We start from the raw sequence: 16,640 nt of genomic DNA on the forward strand, positions 1-16,640 counted from the left end.
TTGCCTTTCCGGGAGTCCCGATGCCCCCCAGCACGTCGCGGCCGACACCCACCCGGCCGTCCACGTGGCGGCCGACGGGCCGCCCCGGTCGCCGTACGGCGTGAGCCGCGGCACCGGCCGGCCCGACCGATTCGAGCAGAGAAAGATCGCGATGCCCCGCTTCAGCATCATCGTCCCGTCCCATGGGGTCGCGGGCCGGCTGTCCCTGGCGCTGGACTCCGTCCTCGCCCAGTCGTCCGGCGACCTGGAGCTGATCCCGGTCTGCGACGGCCCCGGCGCCCCCGCCGCGGCCCTCGCCGCCGGGTACGCCGGCCGGGACCCCCGGGTGCGCCCGGTGCACTCGCCGCCGTCCGCCGGGCTGAGCGGGGCCCGCAACACCGGCCTCGCGGCCGCGACCGGCACCTACGTGCTGTTCCTCGACGGCGACGACACGCTCGCCCCGGGCGCGCTGGCCGCGCTGGCCGCCCGGCTGGAGCAGACCGGCGACGTCGACGTGGTGTACGCCGAGCACGAGCGGGTCCCCTGGTGGGAGGGCGAGCCGGTCAACCCGGCCGCCCCGCTGCTGGCCCGCGCCCCCCGCTCGGCGTTCACGCCCGCCGAGGCGCCCGCGGTGACCGGCGTGCAGCTCCCGGCGTGGGGCACGGCCTACCGGCGGGCGTTCCTCGCCGAGCACCGCCTCGCCTTCCCCGACGGGCACTTCACGGACACCGGGTTCGGGGGCCTGGTCACCCTGCACGCCGAGCGGATCGCGGTGCTGCGCCAGGTCGTCGTGCGGCACCTGCTGCGCCGGCAGGGCAGCCGGCTGAACGCGCCGGGCGGGCACCACGCCGAACTCCTGGACCGCACCGAGCTGGTGCTGGCGCGGGCGGCGGAGCGCGGACTCGAACCGGAGCGGGCGCAGGCGCTGTTCGGGCAGCTCTTCGCGGCGGTGCTGAAGACGGCCGCCCACCCCGGACGGCTGCCGTCCGGGCTGCGCCGGTCCTGGTTCCGGCGCGCGAGCCGGCTCTACCGCCGCCACCGCCCGGCCGGCTACCGGCCGCCGGGCGGCAAGCAGGGCGTGCAGCACCGGCTGCTGGCGGCGGGCGCGTACGGCGCGTTCCAGGCGCTGCGCGGCGCCCACCACCGGGCGGCGCAGCTCGCCGAGCGCACGCCCCGGCCGCGGGGGCTGCGCACCCGCCTGTACTACCGGCTCCAGCTCCGCCGCCCGCTCGACCCGGAGCTGGCCGTGTACTGCGCCTACTGGGGCCGCGGTTACGCGTGCAGCCCGGCCGCGATCCACGCCCGGGCCGCCGAACTCGCCCCGCACGTGCGGTCGGTGTTCCTCGTCGAGGCCGACCAGGCGCACACGCTGCCGGCGGGCGTCGACCACGCCGTGCTCGGCAGCCGCCGCGCCTGGCGCCTGCTGGCCCGGGCCACGTACCTCGTCAACAACGCCAACTTCGCGGAGGGCGTGGTCAAGCGGCCCGGCAGCGTCCACGTGCAGACCCAGCACGGCACCCCGCTGAAGAAGATGGGCGTCGACCAGTCGACGTACCCGGTGGTGGCGGCGGCGACGGGCAGCTTCACCAAACTGCTCGGCCGGGTGGACCGCTGGGACTACAACCTGTCGTCCAACTCCCACTCCACGCAGATGTGGGAGCGCGCCTTCCCCGGCTCCTACGAGCAGTTGGAGTACGGCTACCCGCGCAACGACGTCTTCTACACGGCGACCGCCGACGACGTCGCCCGCGTCCGCCGCGAACTGGGCGTGCCGGAGGGCAAGGTCGCCGTGCTGTACGCGCCGACCCACCGCGACCACCACACCGGCTTCGAGCCGGGCCTGGACCTGGAGGCGTTCTGCGCGGCGGCCGGCGAGGACGTGGTGGTGCTGCTGCGCGCCCACTACTTCTACGACGGCGGCGCCGCCCGCGGCTCGGGCCGGATCATCGACGTCACCGGCCACCGCTCCTCCGAGGAGGTGTGCCTGGCCGCCGACGCGCTGGTCACCGACTACTCGTCGATCATGTTCGACTACGCCAACCTGGACCGCCCGATCGTCGTGTACGCCGACGACTGGGACGTCTACACCGAGACGCGGGGCGTCTACTTCGACCTGATGGCGGCGCCGCCCGGCCCCGTCGCCCGCACGCCCGAGGAGCTGGCGCGCGTCTTCGCCGACGGCTCGTACGCGGGCCCGGCCTCGGCTCAGCTGCGGGCCGCCTTCCGCGCGCGTTTCTGCCAGTTCGACGACGGCCGGGCCGCCGAGCGCGTGGTGCGCCGGGTGCTGCTCGGCGAGCCCCCGGAGGCGATCGCGCCCGTGCGCCCGCTCACCGAGCGCGTCCCGGCCCCCGCCGCGAGCCCGGCCTGATGGACGAGACACCTTCTAAGGAGCTGACCCCCGCAGTGCCCCGCTTCAGCATCATCGTCCCCTGTTTCAAGGTGCAGGGCTTCCTGCGCGAATGCCTCGACTCCGTCCTGGAGCAGTCCTTCCGGGACATCGAGGTGATCGCCGTGGACGACCGCTCACCCGACGCCTGCGGCGAGATCCTCGACGAGTACGCGGCCCGCGACCCGCGCGTGACGGCCCTGCACCTGCCGGAGAACGCGGGCCTCGGCCGGGCCCGCAACGCCGGGATGCCGCACGCCACCGGCGACTACCTGTTCTTCCTCGACAGCGACGACACCCTCACCCCGGGCGCGCTCGCCGCCCTCGCCGACCGCCTCGACGAGGCCGGTGACCCGGACGTGCTGGTCTTCGACTACGCCCGCACCTACTGGTGGGGCGGCACCCGCCGCAACGCCCTCGCCGAGCTGCTGTCCGCGACCGACGCGACGTTCACCGCCGCCGAGCGGCCCGAGATCCTCGACCTGCTGATGGTCGTGTGGAACAAGGTGTACCGGCGCGCCTTCGTCGAGGAACACGGTTTCGCGTTCCCGCCGGGCTACTACGAGGACACCCCGTGGACGTTCCCGGTGATGCTCAGCGCCGGGCGGATCGCGACGCTCGACCGGATCTGCCTGAACTACCGCCAGCGCCGGCAGGGCAACATCCTGTCCACCACCAGCCGCAAGCACTTCGACATCCACGACCAGTACGAGCGGGTCTTCGCCTTCGTCGGCTCCCGCCCGGAGCTGGCGTCCTGGCTGCCCTACCTGCACCGCAAGATGGGCGAGCACTGCCTGGACATCCTGTCCAAGCCGGACCGGCTGCCGCCCGCCGACAAGGGCGAGTTCTTCCGCCGCACCGCCGAGCTGATGCGCCGCCACCGGCCGGCCGGGGAGCCGTTCCCCGCCGACCTCGGTGTGCTGCGCGGCCCGTACGCGGCCTACCGGGTGCGCCGGCAGGCCGGGCGGGCCGGGCGGGAGCTGGCCCGGCGCGGGGCGCAGGCGCGCGCCGCTGCCGGGGCCCGGGCGCTGCGGGGGCTGACGGCCGTGCAGGCGCGGCGCCCGCTGGACCCGCACCTGGTGCTGTACTCGGCGTTCTCCCACCGGGGCGTGCTGGGCGACCCGGCCGCGGTCTACCGCAAGGCCCGGGAGATCGCCCCGCAGCTGCGCGGGGTGTGGGTGGTGCGCGACGAGGAGACGGCCGCGCGGCTCCCCGAGGGGGTCGAGCACGTCCTGCTGGACTCCCCCGCGTACCGACGGCTGAGCGCGCGGGCCACGTACTTCGTCAACAACGTCAACTGGCCCGGGTCCCTCGTCAAGCGCGCGGGCAGCGTGCACGTGCACACCCACCAGGGCACCCCGCTGAAGTACATGGGGGCCGACCTGCTGGACAAGCCCGGCGCCCGGCTCGGCGTGGACGTGCCGCAGATGCTGCGCCGCGCCGACCGCTGGGACTACAGCCTGGTCGCCAACGAGCACTCGGAGCTGGTGTGGGAGCGGGCCTACCCCTGCCACTTCACGTCGGTGCGCTCGGGCAGCCCCCGCAACGACGTCCTGGTGGACCCGCCGCGGGACCGGGCCCGCGCGGTGCGCGCCCGGCTCGGCGTGCCCGAGGGCCACACGGTGGTGCTGTACGCGCCGACCCGCCGCGAGTACCGGCGCGGCGGCCACGTCGAGCGGCTCGACCTGGCCCGCCTCGCCGCCGACCTGGGCGAGGGACACACCCTGGTGGTGCGGCTGCACCCGTCCCTGGCGACCGGCCCGGCGCGCGGCATGGGCCTGTCCGAGCTGCACCGGCGCGGGGTCGTCGTGGACGCCACCGACGAGCCGCACGTGGAGGACGTCCTGCTCGCCGCGGACGTCCTGGTCACCGACTACTCGGCCCTGATGTTCGACTACGCCAACCTGGACCGGCCGATCGTGGTCCACGCCGACGACTGGCCGGCGTACACGGCGAGCCGGGGCGCCTACTTCGACATCACCGCCGAACCGCCCGGCCACGTCACGCGCGGCCACGACGACCTGGTGCGGCTGTTCGCCTCCGGCTCCTGGCGGGACGAGGAGTCGGCCCGGCTGCGGGCGGCCTTCCGGTCCCGCTTCTGCGCGTACGACGACGGCCGCGCCGCCGAGCGGGTCGTGCGGACGCTGCTGCTCGGCGAACCGATGCCCGAGCCGGGCGCCGCGGTCCGGGTGCCCGGTCCGGCGGTCGGCGGCGACCTGCTCGCGGCCAGGTGAGCGGGCGACCGGGGCCGCGCGCCTGGATGCTGGTCCTGGCCGCGCTGTTCGCGGTGTCCCAGCTCGCGAACGTCACCGGCCGGGACACCCCCGACACCAAGAACTACCTGGCGTACGCGCTGTCGCTGCGCGGGGACGACAAGCGGGCCGCGGCGGCGGCGACCATCGACTACGCGTGCGCGGGGCGGGCCGCGATCGCGCTGCGCCGGCAGAACGTGGACGTGGTCCGCTTCCACCGCGGCGACCCGACCCCCCGGATCATGGCCGAGTGCCGGGCGGCGGAGTGGCGCACGGTCGACGCCCGGCTGAGGGCGGGCCAGACGGGCGGGCACACCGTGCCGTTCATGCCGGAGCGCTTCATGCGCATCTTCGAGGTGCGGCCGGGCTACCCGGTGTTCCTCGTCCCGTTCGTCACCGCGTTCGGGGTGACGTGGGGGCTGTGGGCGGCCGGGGTGGCGGTGACCGTCGCGGGCGGGGTGCTGGCGTTCCTGGTGCTGCGCACGCGCGGGGCGCCCCCGTGGGCGTGCCTGACCGGCCAGGGCCTGTACTACGTCCTGCCGTGCGGGACGACCGCGATGCGGCCGATGACGGAGGGCCTGATGCTGGCGCTGACCCTGGCCGCGCTGTGGGGCTGCGCCCTGGCGGTGTCGGGGCGGGTGCGGGCCGGGGTGTGGCTGGTGGGCGGGGCGCTGGCGGCCCTGTTCGCGGTGAAGCACTCGCAGGCGCTGTTCCTCGGGCTGTGCCTGGCGGCCGGCGCGCTGGTGGTCGTGGTCCGGCGGCGCGGGTCGCGGCCGTACCGGGCGCTCGCGGTGGCGGGCGGCTGCGGGGTGCTGGGCACGCTGCTGCTGGCGCGGCTGCTGCACTACCCGTCGGAGGCGGAGAGCGTGCAGGACCTGCTCACCGCCCACTTCTCCCGCCCGGACCGGCTGCACCCGTGGCCGGAGTTCTTCCGGCTCCAGCTCAACTTCTGGATCGAGTGGGCGCGACGGCAGCTCTGGGAGCCGCTGTTCCTGGCGGCGCTGGCGGGCGGTGCGTGGGGGGCGCTGCGCCGGGACCGGGCGTTCGGGGTGCTGGTGGTGGCGGCGGCCGGGACCGGGTTCCTCACCCAGGCCGGCCACCCCGACGTCGCCATCTGGGGCGACCGGCTGATCGTGCTGGCCTGGCTGCTGCCGGCGCTGGGCCTGCCGCTGCTGCTGCGGCCCGTCGTGCGGGGCCTGGTGCCGGGTCCGGCCCGGGAACGGCGGGAGGGCGCCGCGGTCGGGGCGGCGCGGTGAGGGGCCGGACGGCGCGTGGCGTGCGGTACTCACGCGGCGAATGCGCCGGACGGGCTCACTCGATGAGGTGACGGAAGGCAAGGCCGTTGACCCCGGCGGGAACATACGGCCAATGCCCCTGATGTCCCTGATCCCCGCAGTCCGATGATCGGCCCGAGCGGTGCGGCCACCGGTGTCCTCACCCGCCGGGTGGCGCGCGGTGCGACGGCGCTGCGCGGCGGCCGGACGTGGCGGCCGAGTCCGTACCAGGCCGTCGGATTCCTGTTCTTCCTGGTGATGACGCTGGCGTACTGGCGGGTCCCGCTGTGCTGCGACGCCGGCCAGCACGCGGCGGTCGTGGAACGGCTGAAGGCGCACCTGCTGGCCCCCCGTCATCCCATGGCCGACCTGCCGGGCGCGGGCAGCCCGTACTACTCGCCGTACGCGGTGGCCGAGGGCGCGTTCGCCCGGCTGACCGGACTCGGCGGCTGGCAGGTGGTGCGGGTCGCCGGACCGGTGAACCTGCTGGTGCTGCTCACCGGGGTCGGCCGGTTCGTGCGGGTGCTGACCCCCCGGCCCTGGGCGCCGGTGCTGGCGCTGGCCGCGATGACCCTGCTGTGGGGCACCGAGCGGGCCTGGTGGAGCGGTTACCTGGGCCTGATGTCGATGACCGGCAACCTCGGTTACCCCTCCACCTTCGCCATCGGGCTGGCGTTCTGGGCGTGGGCGCTGACCGGCGAGCGGGCGCGGGACCCGCGCCGGGTGCGGTTCGTGGGGCCGAGCGGGCTGCGCGGCCTGGCCGGGTTCGCGGCGCTGGGCGCGCTGTACGGGCTGGTGCTGCTGGTGCACCCGATCACGGCGGTGGCGGCGGTGCTGGGCGCGCTCGCCCTGGTCGCCGGGTGGCAGCGCGGCTGGAGCGGCGGGGTCCTGGCACGGTGGGCGCTGACGGCCGGGGTGGCGCTCGCCGTGGCCGTGCCGTGGCCGTACTTCGACGTGCTCGCGCTCGCCGGGGACGACAGCGTCGACGCGATGCACCGGCGGCTGTACGACGGGCTCGCCGGTCACTTCTGGCTGGCGCTGGCCGGGCTGCCGGCGCTGTGGGCGCGGGCGCGCCGCTCGGCGCGGGACCCGCTGGTGCTGATGTTCGCCGCGGACTGCCTGGTGGTGGCGTACGGCTGGGCGAGCGGGCACTACACCTACGGCCGGATCCTCGGGCTGACGCTGGTGGCGCCGCAGTTCGCCCTGACCGTGGAACTGGCGGCGCCCCGGCCGTGGCGGCCGGGGCGCCGGGTGCTCGGGGCCCTCGCGGCGGTGGCGGCCTGCACCGGGTTCCTGACCGTGCAGGCGGGGGCGGTCGTGCCGCGCTCGCTGGACCCGGTCGGCTTCGAGCAGCCGCCGCGCTGGCCGTCGTACGACTGGGCGGCGCGGCACATCCGGCCCGGCGAGGCGGTGATCACGGACGGGTACTACGCGGTCCACGCGATCGCCGGGTACGGGCCGGACCTCGCGGCGCCCGCCTGGCCGGACGCCTCCCTAGACGAGGGGCAGCGGCTGCGGCGGGTGGCGGACGTGCGGGCCTACCTCTCGCCCGGCTCGTCGCGCGCCGAGCGGGTCGCCGTCGCCCGCCGGTACCGGGTGCGCTGGCTGCTGCTGACACGCTGGCACCCGGTTCCCCCGGAGGCGGTGGTGGTCGACTGGAGCCGGCGCACCGGGGAGGTGCTGGCCCGGGTCGGCTGACCCGGTGCCGCCCCCGGGGCGGGGGCGGGACTACTCGATGACGAGGTCCACGTCGATGTTGCCCCGGGTGGCGTTGGAGTAGGGGCAGACCTGGTGGGCCTGCTCGACCAGCTTGCGGCCGGTGGCCTCGTCCACGGTGTCGGGCAGCTCGACGCGCAGCGTCACCTTCAGGCCGAAGCCCTCGCCCTGCTTGCCGATGCCGACCTCGGCGGTGACGGCCGCGTCGCTGACGTCGACCTTGGCCTGGCGGCCGACGAGGCCGAGGGCGCTGCCGAAGCAGGCCGCGTACCCGGCGGCGAAGAGCTGCTCGGGGTTGGTGCCCTGACCGCTGCCGCCCAGCTCCGGCGGCGCGGCGAGCGCGAGGTCGAGCGTGCCGTCGGAGGAGACGGCGCGGCCCTCCCGGCCGTGGGTGGCGGTGGCGACGGCGGTGTAGAGCGCGTCCATGGAAACCATCCCTCTCGAGTCGGCGTGGGCCGGGGTGCGGCCCGGGGGCCCGGTGGCCCCGCACGACGACAAGTAGAGCACACAATTCAATTGCGCACAACCAATCAAGGCGGCCGGAGCTACCCTGGGGGCATGACCCCGACGCCCGCTTCCGCCCCGGCCACCGGCACCGCCCCCTCCGGCGAGGAGAACTGGCTGCGCCTGGACCGCCAGATCTGCTTCTCCCTGCACGCCGCCTCGCGCGCCTTCAACGGCGTGTACCGCGTGGTCCTCAAGGACCTGGGGCTGACCTACCCGCAGTACCTGGTCATGCTGGTGCTCTGGGAGGAGGGCGAACTGCCCGTCAAGAAGCTGGGCGAGCACCTGCGGCTGGACTCCGGCACGCTGTCCCCGCTGCTGAAGCGGCTGGAGGCGGCCGGCCTGGTGGTGCGCGAGCGCAGCGCCCGCGACGAGCGCTCGGTGGTGGTGCGGCCGACCCGGGAGGGCGCGGAGCTGCGCGAGCGGGCGGAGCAGGTGCCGCGGCGCATCGTCGCGGCCACGGACCTAGACGTCGAGGAGATCCGCGACCTGCGCGACCGCCTGGACGTCCTCACGCGGGCGCTGGACGCGGCGGCCGAGGAGCGCTAGCCGGGCCCGCCCCGGGCGCGGGGAGCGGCGCTCAGAGGGCCTTGAGGGCCCCCGCCGTGGCGCGGGCCAGGGCGCCGAGGTAGCCCTTGGGGAGCTTGGGGCTGCGGATCACCACGGAGCGCCAGTACAGCGGGCCCGAGATGATGTCCAGGGCCAGCTCGTCGGTGGCGCCGGCGCTGATCTCGCCGCGCCGCGCGGCCGCCGCGAGGATCTTCACGGCGACGCCCTCCTGCCCCTCGCGCAGCGTCTTCTGCATCGCCTCCGCGATGTCGGGGTTGCGGGCCGCCTCCGCCTGCAGGTCGGGGATGACCTGCGAGGCCACGGGGTGGCGCAGCGCGCGGGACGTGACCTCGTACAGCACCCGCAGGTCGCCCTCCAGGCTGCCGGTCTCCGGCGCGGGCAGGCCCTGCACGGCGATCGCCGACACGACGTCGAGGACCAGGTGCAGCTTGGAGCGCCAGCGGCGGTAGACCGCGGTCTTGCCGACGCCGGCCCGGCGGGCGATGCCCTCGATCGACATCCGGGCGTAGCCGACGGACGCCAGCTCCTCGAACACGGCCGCCCGGATGGCCTCCGTCACGTCCTCGCGCAGCACGGCCGCTCCGGCGGGGGTCCGGCGGCGCGGACGCGTCTGGGGTCCGTCGGCGTTGGTCGTCATGCGACCCAGCATAGGGCGTTGCGACGATACGGTCCCGTCCTGTCGCCAACATCACGACGATACGGTACCGTTCTGACGTCCGCGTTACGTCGAAACGGTTGCGTTCCGACGCCCACTGGCCCTACGCTCCTTACGACGATACGGACCCGTCCCGACGCAAAGAGCACGTCAAGAGAACGTAGGAACGCCGGGCGGGTACCGGACGCACCCCCACCCCCGAGTGAAAGCAGCGGATGTGAGCCAGGTACTCGACACACCGCCCAACGCGACGGCCGCCCACGAGGATCTAGCGGCCCTCGCGGCCCGTCATGGTCTCTCGGTCAGCGGCGCGCGTCCCTCACTGCCCGAGTACATCCGCCAGCTCTGGGCCCGCCGCCACTTCATCAGCGCCTTCGCCACCGCCAAGCTGACCGCCACCTACAGCCAGGCGAAGCTCGGTCAGCTCTGGCAGGTCATGACCCCCCTGCTGAACGCGGCCGTCTACTACTTCATCTTCGGTGTCCTGCTGGGGACCAAGCGCGGCGTCCCGGACTACGTCCCCTTCCTGGTCACGGGCGTGTTCGTGTGGACCTTCACGCAGAGCTCGATCATGGCGGGCACGCGCGCGATCTCGGGGAACATCGGCCTCGTGCGGGCCCTGCACTTCCCCCGGGCGGCGCTGCCGATCTCGTTCTGCATCCAGCAGCTCCAGCAGCTGATGTTCTCGATGGCCGTCCTGGCGGTCATCCTCCTCGCGGTCGGCGTGCCGCCGGCGGTGTCCTGGGTCCTGGTGGTCCCGGCCCTGGTGCTCCAGTTCGTCTTCAACGCGGGCGTGTCGATGGTCCTGGCCCGGATCGGTGCCAAGACCCCCGACATCGCCCAGCTCATGCCGTTCGTCCTGCGCACCTGGATGTACGTCTCGGGCGTCATGTGGAGCATCGACAACCTGCTCAAGCAGCACCACGGCTGGCCCGTCTGGCTCGACGACGTGCTGCGGGCCAACCCCGCCGCCGTCTACATCGACCTGATGCGCTTCGCCCTCATCGACAGCTTCCACGCCGGCCAGCTCCCCCCGCACGTGTGGGCCTGGGCGATCGGCTGGGCCCTGTTCGCGGGCGTCGGTGGCTTCATCTACTTCTGGAAGGCTGAGGAGACGTACGGCCGTGGCTGAGAACACCGCGCTCACCGACGAGCGGATCCCCACTGTCATCGCGGACCGCGTCGACATCGTCTACCGCGTCAACGGCACCACCGGCGGCCGGGGTTCGGCGACCGCCGCCCTCAACCGCATGCTGCGGCGCAAGGCCAGCGAGAAGGCGGCCGGCACCCGCATCGTGCACGCCGTGAAGAACGTCTCGTTCGTCGCCCACAAGGGCGAGGCGATCGGGCTGATCGGCACCAACGGCTCGGGCAAATCCACCCTGCTGAAGGCCATCGCCGGCCTCCTCCCCGTCGAGCGCGGCAAGATCTACACCGACGGCCAGCCGTCCCTGCTCGGCGTCAACGCCGCCCTGATGAGCGACCTCACCGGCGAGCGCAACGTCTACCTGGGCGGTCTGGCCATGGGCATGACCCGGGAGCAGATCAAGGAGCGCTACCAGGAGATCGTCGACTTCTCCGGCATCAACGAGAAGGGCGACTTCATCTCGCTGCCGATGCGCACCTACTCGTCCGGCATGGGCTCGCGGCTGCGCTTCTCCATCGCCGCCGCCAAGGACCACGACGTGCTGCTCATCGACGAGGCCCTCGCCACCGGCGACGCCAAGTTCCGGTCGCGGTCCGCCGAGCGCATCCGCCAGATGCGGGAGCACGCCGGCACGGTGTTCCTGGTCAGCCACAGCAACAGCTCGATCCTGGAGACCTGCGAGCGGGCGCTGTGGCTGGAGCGCGGTGAACTGCGCATGGACGGCCCGGCCGAGGACGTCATCAAGGCGTACGAGGAGTTCACCGGCGATGGGAAGAAGAAGCCCAAGCCCAAGGCGGCCTGACCCGCACGGCAGCCGCACACCGCACGCGCAGGGGCGCCCCGGGCCGCACGGCCCGGGGCGCCCCTGCGTCGTGCTCCCTAGGAGTGCGTCCGCAGCAGGGTGCGCATCGTCCGCATCGCCACCGACAGGTTGGCCAGGTCGAACGTCTCCGAGCCCTGGATCTCCTCCAGCGTCGTGCGCGCCCGGCCCAGGATCGCCGTGTTGCGCTCCTCCCACGCCGTGAAGCGCTGCGCGGGCGTGGACGTGCCGTTGCCGACGGCCAGGACGTCCGCGGTGAGCGCCGCGTGGGCCGCGTACAGGTCCTCGCGGATGGAGGCGCGGGCCATGGACTGCCAGCGGTCCGCGCGCGGCAGCTCGATGATGCGGTCCATGAGCTGGGTGATGTGCAGCCGGTCGGCGAGGTCGTAGTAGACCTCGGCGACGTCCAGCGGGTCCTTGCCCATGCGGTCGGCCACCGACACGATGTCCAGCGTCGGGAAGGCGGAGGAGAACCCGGCCACGCGCGTGGCGAGTTCGTCCGGCACGCCCGCGCCGGTCAGCTCGTCGTGGATCTGCTGGTACCAGTCCAGGTCCGCGCCGCGCAGCAGCTTCGGCAGCTGCTGCCAGACCTGCTCGACGCGCTCGGAGAAGAACTCCACCGTCTCGGCGAGCTGCAGCGGCTGCGGCCGGTTGTTGAGCAGCCAGCGCGTGCCGCGCTCGACCAGGCGCCGCGAGTGCAGCCGGATGCGGGTCTGCACCTCCGCCTCGACCTTGTTGTCCAGCGCCTCGACCGCGTCCCACACCGGCGCCGAGCGGAAGATCGCCCGGGCCGCGGTCTGCGCCCGCACGATCTCCTCCAGCGAGGCGCCGGTCTCCTCACGCAGCCGGTGCAGGTACGTCGTACCGCCCGTGTTGACCGTGTCGTTGACCAGCACGGTCGTGGTGATCTCACGGCGCAGCGGGTGGTTCTCGATCTGCTCGGCGAACTCCTGGCGCAGCGCCGTCGGGAAGTACGCGTAGAGCAGCCCGCGCAGGTAGGGGTCGTCGGGCAGCGAGGTGTGCAGCAGCTCGTCCGACACCGTGATCTTCGTGTACGCCAGCAGCACGGCCGTCTCCGGCCCGGTCAGGCCGTGGCCGGCGGCGAGCCGCTCGCGGATCTGGCGGTCGGTCGGCAGGAACTCCAGCGCCCGGTCCAGGTGGCCCGCGCGCACCAGGTGCTTCATGAAGCGCTGCTGGGCGTGGAGCATGTCCTTGGACTGGGCGAGGGCGTTGGCGATCGCCGTGTTCTGCGCGTAGTTGTTGCGCAGGACGAGGCGGCCGACCTCGTCGGTCATCTCGGCGAGCAGCTTGTTGCGCTGCTTGACGGTCATGTCGCCGTCCGAGACCAGCCCGTTGAGCAGGATCTTGATGTTCACCTCGTGGTCGGAGGTGTCCACGCCCGCGCTGTTGTCGATGGCGTCGGTGTTGATCCGGCCGCCCTGCAGCGCGAACTCGATCCGGCCGAGCTGGGTCAGGCCCAGGTTGCCGCCCTCACCGACGACCTTGACGCGCAGGTCGGCGCCGTCGACGCGGATGGCGTCGTTGGCCTTGTCGCCGACGTCCGCGTGGGACTCCGTCGACGCCTTGACGTACGTGCCGATGCCGCCGTTCCACAGCAGGTCGACCGGCGCCCGCAGGATGGCCTTCATCAGGTCCGCCGGGGTCATCTTGGCGGTCTTCTCGTCGATGCCGAGGGCCGCGCGGATGTGGCCGTTGAGCGGGATCGACTTGGCCGTGCGCGGGAAGACACCGCCGCCGGCCGACAGCAGGCCGGTGTCGTAGTCGGCCCAGCTGGAGCGCGGCAGTTCGAACAGGCGGCGCCGCTCGGCGTAGGAGGTGGCCGCGTCCGGGGCCGGGTCGATGAAGATGTGCCGGTGGTCGAAGGCGGCGACCAGGCGGATGTGCTCCGACAGCAGCATGCCGTTGCCGAACACGTCACCGGACATGTCGCCGATGCCGACGACCGTGAAGTCCTCCGCCTGCGTGTCGACGCCCATGTCGCGGAAGTGCCGCTTCACGGACTCCCAGGCGCCGCGCGCGGTGATGCCCATGCCCTTGTGGTCGTAGCCGGCCGAGCCGCCGGAGGCGAAGGCGTCCCCGAGCCAGAAGTCGTACGACTCGGCGACCTCGTTGGCGATGTCGGAGAAGGTCGCGGTGCCCTTGTCGGCGGCGACCACGAGGTAGGTGTCGTCCTCGTCGTGCCGGACCACGTCGGCCGGGGGCACGACCTCGCCGGCCACCATGTTGTCGGTGATGTCCAGCAGCGCCGAGATGAACGTGCGGTAGCTGGCGATGCCCTCCGCCATCCACGCGTCGCGGTCCACGCCCGGGTCGGGGAGCTGCTTGGCGACGAAGCCGCCCTTGGCGCCGACCGGCACGATGACGGTGTTCTTCACCATCTGCGCCTTGACCAGGCCGAGGATCTCCGTGCGGAAGTCCTCACGCCGGTCGGACCAGCGCAGACCACCGCGTGCGACCTTGCCGAAGCGCAGGTGCACGCCCTCCACGCGCGGCGAGTACACCCAGATCTCGAACGCCGGGCGCGGCGCGGGCAGGTCGGGGATGGCCTGCGGGTCGAACTTCATCGACACGTAGTCGTGCGGCTTGCCGTCCGAGGCGGTCTGGAAGAAGTTCGTGCGCAGCGTCGCCTTGATGACGGTCAGGAACGACCGCAGGATGCGGTCCTCGTCCAGCGACGCCACCTGGTCCAGGGCCGCGTCGAGCTCCTCGAGGAGCGCGTCGACGATCTCGTGCCCGGCGCGCTGCCGGTCCGGCGACATCCGCGCCTCGAACAGGGAGACCAGCAGCCGGGTGGTGTGGACGTTGTTGCGGAGGGTGTCCTCCATGTAGTCCTGGCTGAAGGTGGACCCCGCCTGGCGCAGGTACTTCGCGTACGCGCGCAGCACCATCGCCTGGCGCCAGGACAGCCCGGCGCTCAGCACCAGGGCGTTGAAGCCGTCGTTCTCCGCCTTGCCGGTCCAGGTCGCGGCGAACGCCTCCTGGAACCGCTCGCGCGCGTCGTCGGCGAGGTAGTCGCCGCCGTTGGCCGCCTTGGCGAGCAGCGCCCGCGGGATGCGCAGGCCGAAGTCGTAGATCCAGGCGTTGGCGCGGTCCGCGCAGCGCAACTCGTACGGCCGCTCGTCGATCACCTCGACGCCCAGGCGGGCCAGCACCGGCAGCACCCGGGACAGCGAGATCGACTCGCCCTTGCGGTAGATCTTGAAGCGGCGCTCGTCGGGGCCGGCGCCGACCGGCTCGTACAGGCTGAGCGCGAAGTCGTTGTCCTGGTCCAGCCGTTCGAGGTGGACGAGGTCGGCGACGGCCGCCCGCGGGGAGTGGTCGGCCTTGTAGCCCTCGGAGAAGGCGTGGGTGTAGCGGCGCATCAGCTCGGCGGAACGCTCCTCGCCGAGTTCGGCGTTCAGCGCCTCGGCGAACCCGTCCGCCCAGGAGCGCGCGGCCTCGACCAGCCGCGCCTCGATGCGCTCCTTGTCGCCGTCGCTGAGCTGCTGCAGCTCGGTGCCCGGCGGGACGCGGACCACGAAGTGCAGCCGGGACAGGATCGACTCGGTGTTCCAGGCGGTGAAGTCGACGCTGACGCCGCCCAGTTCCTCCTTGAGGATGTCGATGATCCGCAGCCGCACCCCGGTGGTGTAGCGGTCGCGCGGCAGGTAGACGAGGGCCGAGTAGTAGCGGCCGTACTCGTCCTGGCGCAGGTACAGCCGCAGCCGGCGCCGCTCCTGCAGGTACAGCACCGAGGTGACGATCGCCTGGAGCTCGCCGACCGGCGTCTGGAACAGCTCGTCGCGCGGGTAGGTCTCCATGATCTGCAGCAGGTCGCGCCCGTCGTGGCTGTTGGGCGAGAACCCGGCGCCCTTCAGGACGGCCTCGACCTTGCGGCGCACCACGGGCACCCGCAGCACCGACTCGGTGTACGCGGCGGAGGAGAACAGCCCGAGGAAGCGCCGCTCCCCCACGACGTTGCCGTCCGCGTCGAACTTCTTCACGCCGACGTAGTCGAGGTACGAGGGCCGGTGCACGGTGGCCCGGCTGTTGGCCTTGGTCAGCACGAGCAGCTTGTGCTCGCGGGCCTTGGCGCGGGCGTCGGCGGGCAGCCGCTCGAAGGACGGGCTGACGGGGTGGCTCTCCTCGCCGGAGTGGTGCGGGTCGGAGCGCAGGATGCCCAGCCCGGTGCCCGGCACGGCGGCCAGCGAGTCGTCCTCGCGGAGCTGGTACTCGCGGAAGCCGAGGAAGGTGAAGTGGTCGGCGGCCAGCCAGCGCAGCAGCTCGCGGGCCTCGTCGAGGTCGGGGCCGGGCAGGTCGCCGGGGACCGTCTCGTCCTGGAGGCCGTCGGCGATCCGCAGCGCGGCGTCGCGCATCTTCTCCCAGTCCTCGACGGCCTCGCGGACGTCGGACAGGACGCGCAGCAGGTCGGCGGTGATCTGCTTGAGGTCGGACCGGTCGGTCTCCCGGTCGATCTCGACGTGGATCCACGACTCGACGTGCGCGTCGTGCGGCAGCCCGGCGGCCGCGGCCGGTGCGCCGAGCACCTCGATCAGCTTGCCCGTGACGTCACGGCGCACCACGAACTGCGGGTGGATCACGACGTGGATGCCGCGGCCCTGGCGGGTCAGCTCGTTGGTGACGGAGTCGACGAGGAAGGGCATGTCGTCGGTGACGACCTCCACCACGGAGTGGCTGCACGTCCAGCCGTTCTCCTCGACGGTGGGGGTGTGCACGCGCACGTTGGCGGTGCCCTGCGGCCGGTTCTCGGCGAGCCGGTAGTGCGAGAGCGCTGCGCCGAACACGTCGACCGGGTCGCGGTCGCCGAGGTCCTCGGGGGCGGTGTGCAGGTAGTAGCGCTGGAGGAACGACAGCACCGACTCGTGGTCGGGGGCGTCCGGGCCGTCCGGGGTGTCCGGCGCGCTGCCCTCGCTCGTCGTCCCGGTCGGTAGGTGCCCCCCGACCGGGCTGTTCTCAGCGACCCGGGCGGCCCTCTCGAGCAGCTCGGCCTTGGCTTCGTCCAGCTTGGTCTGCATTGTCCTCTGGCTCCTGTCGCGCGCCGTTGCGTGACGTAGAAGGAAATACGGTCTCGGTCCCTTCGGCGTGACGCCGCGACACGGGGTCTCCGGTCTGTTCCGACGCTATGCCGAGAGATGAGATGAGCGGGGGGTTATCAGCCATGTCCGACGCCCCGACGCCGGCGGTGCGGCTTCGCGCGTCCCGCTCGTCCAGGGTGTACGGCGTCCGGGGATCCCTCGATCCCTCGTCCCGCCCGCGAGGACCAGCGACCGCCGCCCGGTCACGGAGACACTCCGTGCGAACCGGGCGCAGGGCAGG

Annotated in this window: 10 protein-coding genes; 7 read left to right on the forward strand and 3 right to left on the reverse strand. The window is 73.2% G+C overall.

The window, feature by feature from the left end:
- Window positions 1-151: 151 nt before the first annotated feature.
- The 4 genes from E4U92_RS18115 to E4U92_RS18130 all read left to right on the forward strand — a co-directional run bounded on the left by E4U92_RS18115 (window position 152) and on the right by E4U92_RS18130 (window position 7,589).
- Window positions 152-2,347, forward strand: a complete 2,196-nt coding sequence (locus E4U92_RS18115; RefSeq protein WP_137301473.1) for a bifunctional glycosyltransferase/CDP-glycerol:glycerophosphate glycerophosphotransferase — start codon at window positions 152-154, stop codon at window positions 2,345-2,347.
- 35 nt (window positions 2,348-2,382) lie between these two features.
- Window positions 2,383-4,599, forward strand: a complete 2,217-nt coding sequence (locus E4U92_RS18120) for a bifunctional glycosyltransferase/CDP-glycerol:glycerophosphate glycerophosphotransferase (protein WP_137301474.1) — start codon at window positions 2,383-2,385, stop codon at window positions 4,597-4,599.
- A 26-nt stretch (window positions 4,600-4,625) separates the two neighbouring features.
- Window positions 4,626-5,873: a cytochrome c-type biogenesis protein CcmH gene (locus E4U92_RS18125; protein WP_137301510.1), complete on the forward strand. Its 1,248-nt coding sequence runs from the start codon at window positions 4,626-4,628 to the stop codon at window positions 5,871-5,873.
- Window positions 5,874-6,017: 144 nt separating this feature from the next.
- Entirely contained in the window at window positions 6,018-7,589 is a 1,572-nt protein-coding gene (locus E4U92_RS18130) for a hypothetical protein (RefSeq protein ID WP_137301475.1), read from the forward strand.
- Window positions 7,590-7,619: 30 nt separating this feature from the next.
- Here E4U92_RS18130 and E4U92_RS18135 read toward each other — a convergent pair whose 3' ends face one another.
- Window positions 7,620-8,033 carry an organic hydroperoxide resistance protein gene (locus E4U92_RS18135; protein WP_137301476.1) on the reverse strand — a complete coding sequence of 138 codons (414 nt, stop codon included), beginning with the start codon at window positions 8,031-8,033 and terminating at the stop codon, window positions 7,620-7,622.
- Between the two features lie 132 nt (window positions 8,034-8,165).
- Here E4U92_RS18135 and E4U92_RS18140 point away from each other — a divergent pair, with 132 nt between their 5' ends.
- On the forward strand, window positions 8,166-8,660 hold the full coding sequence (locus E4U92_RS18140) for a MarR family winged helix-turn-helix transcriptional regulator (RefSeq protein WP_137301477.1): 495 nt from the start codon (window positions 8,166-8,168) through the stop codon (window positions 8,658-8,660).
- Window positions 8,661-8,691: 31 nt separating this feature from the next.
- Here E4U92_RS18140 and E4U92_RS18145 read toward each other — a convergent pair whose 3' ends face one another.
- Complete coding sequence (locus tag E4U92_RS18145; RefSeq protein WP_137301478.1) at window positions 8,692-9,318, reverse strand: TetR/AcrR family transcriptional regulator; 627 nt, start codon at window positions 9,316-9,318, stop codon at window positions 8,692-8,694.
- Between the two features lie 235 nt (window positions 9,319-9,553).
- On the opposite strand from E4U92_RS18145, the gene E4U92_RS18150 reads away from it, so the two are divergent.
- A complete protein-coding gene (locus E4U92_RS18150; protein WP_137301479.1) occupies window positions 9,554-10,468 on the forward strand; it encodes an ABC transporter permease in 915 nt (304 codons plus the stop codon).
- Complete coding sequence (locus E4U92_RS18155) at window positions 10,461-11,285, forward strand: ABC transporter ATP-binding protein (protein WP_137301480.1); 825 nt, start codon at window positions 10,461-10,463, stop codon at window positions 11,283-11,285. The genes E4U92_RS18150 and E4U92_RS18155 overlap by 8 nt, the downstream gene beginning before the upstream one ends.
- 77 nt (window positions 11,286-11,362) lie before the next feature.
- On the opposite strand, the gene E4U92_RS18160 is transcribed toward E4U92_RS18155, so the two are convergent.
- The gene (locus E4U92_RS18160; protein ID WP_137301481.1) at window positions 11,363-16,339 is read right to left on the reverse strand and encodes an NAD-glutamate dehydrogenase; all 4,977 of its coding nucleotides are present in this window, start codon (window positions 16,337-16,339) and stop codon (window positions 11,363-11,365) included.
- Window positions 16,340-16,640 lie beyond the last annotated feature (301 nt).

The sequence above is a fragment of the Streptomyces galbus genome (assembly GCF_005280195.1).
GTDB lineage: Bacteria > Actinomycetota > Actinomycetes > Streptomycetales > Streptomycetaceae > Streptomyces > Streptomyces galbus.

Excerpts from the sequence above, each read along its gene's own strand:
- E4U92_RS18115 (WP_137301473.1), top strand. The coding sequence starts at position 152 with ATGCCCCGCTTCAGCATCATCGTCCCGTCCCATGGGGTCGCGGGCCGG.
- E4U92_RS18125 (WP_137301510.1), top strand. The coding sequence starts at position 4,626 with ATGCTGGTCCTGGCCGCGCTGTTCGCGGTGTCCCAGCTCGCGAACGTC.
- E4U92_RS18130 (WP_137301475.1), top strand. The coding sequence starts at position 6,018 with ATGATCGGCCCGAGCGGTGCGGCCACCGGTGTCCTCACCCGCCGGGTG.
- E4U92_RS18135 (WP_137301476.1), bottom strand. The coding sequence starts at position 8,033 with ATGGACGCGCTCTACACCGCCGTCGCCACCGCCACCCACGGCCGGGAG.
- E4U92_RS18140 (WP_137301477.1), top strand. The coding sequence starts at position 8,166 with ATGACCCCGACGCCCGCTTCCGCCCCGGCCACCGGCACCGCCCCCTCC.
- E4U92_RS18145 (WP_137301478.1), bottom strand. The coding sequence starts at position 9,318 with ATGACGACCAACGCCGACGGACCCCAGACGCGTCCGCGCCGCCGGACC.
- E4U92_RS18160 (WP_137301481.1), bottom strand. The coding sequence starts at position 16,339 with ATGCAGACCAAGCTGGACGAAGCCAAGGCCGAGCTGCTCGAGAGGGCC.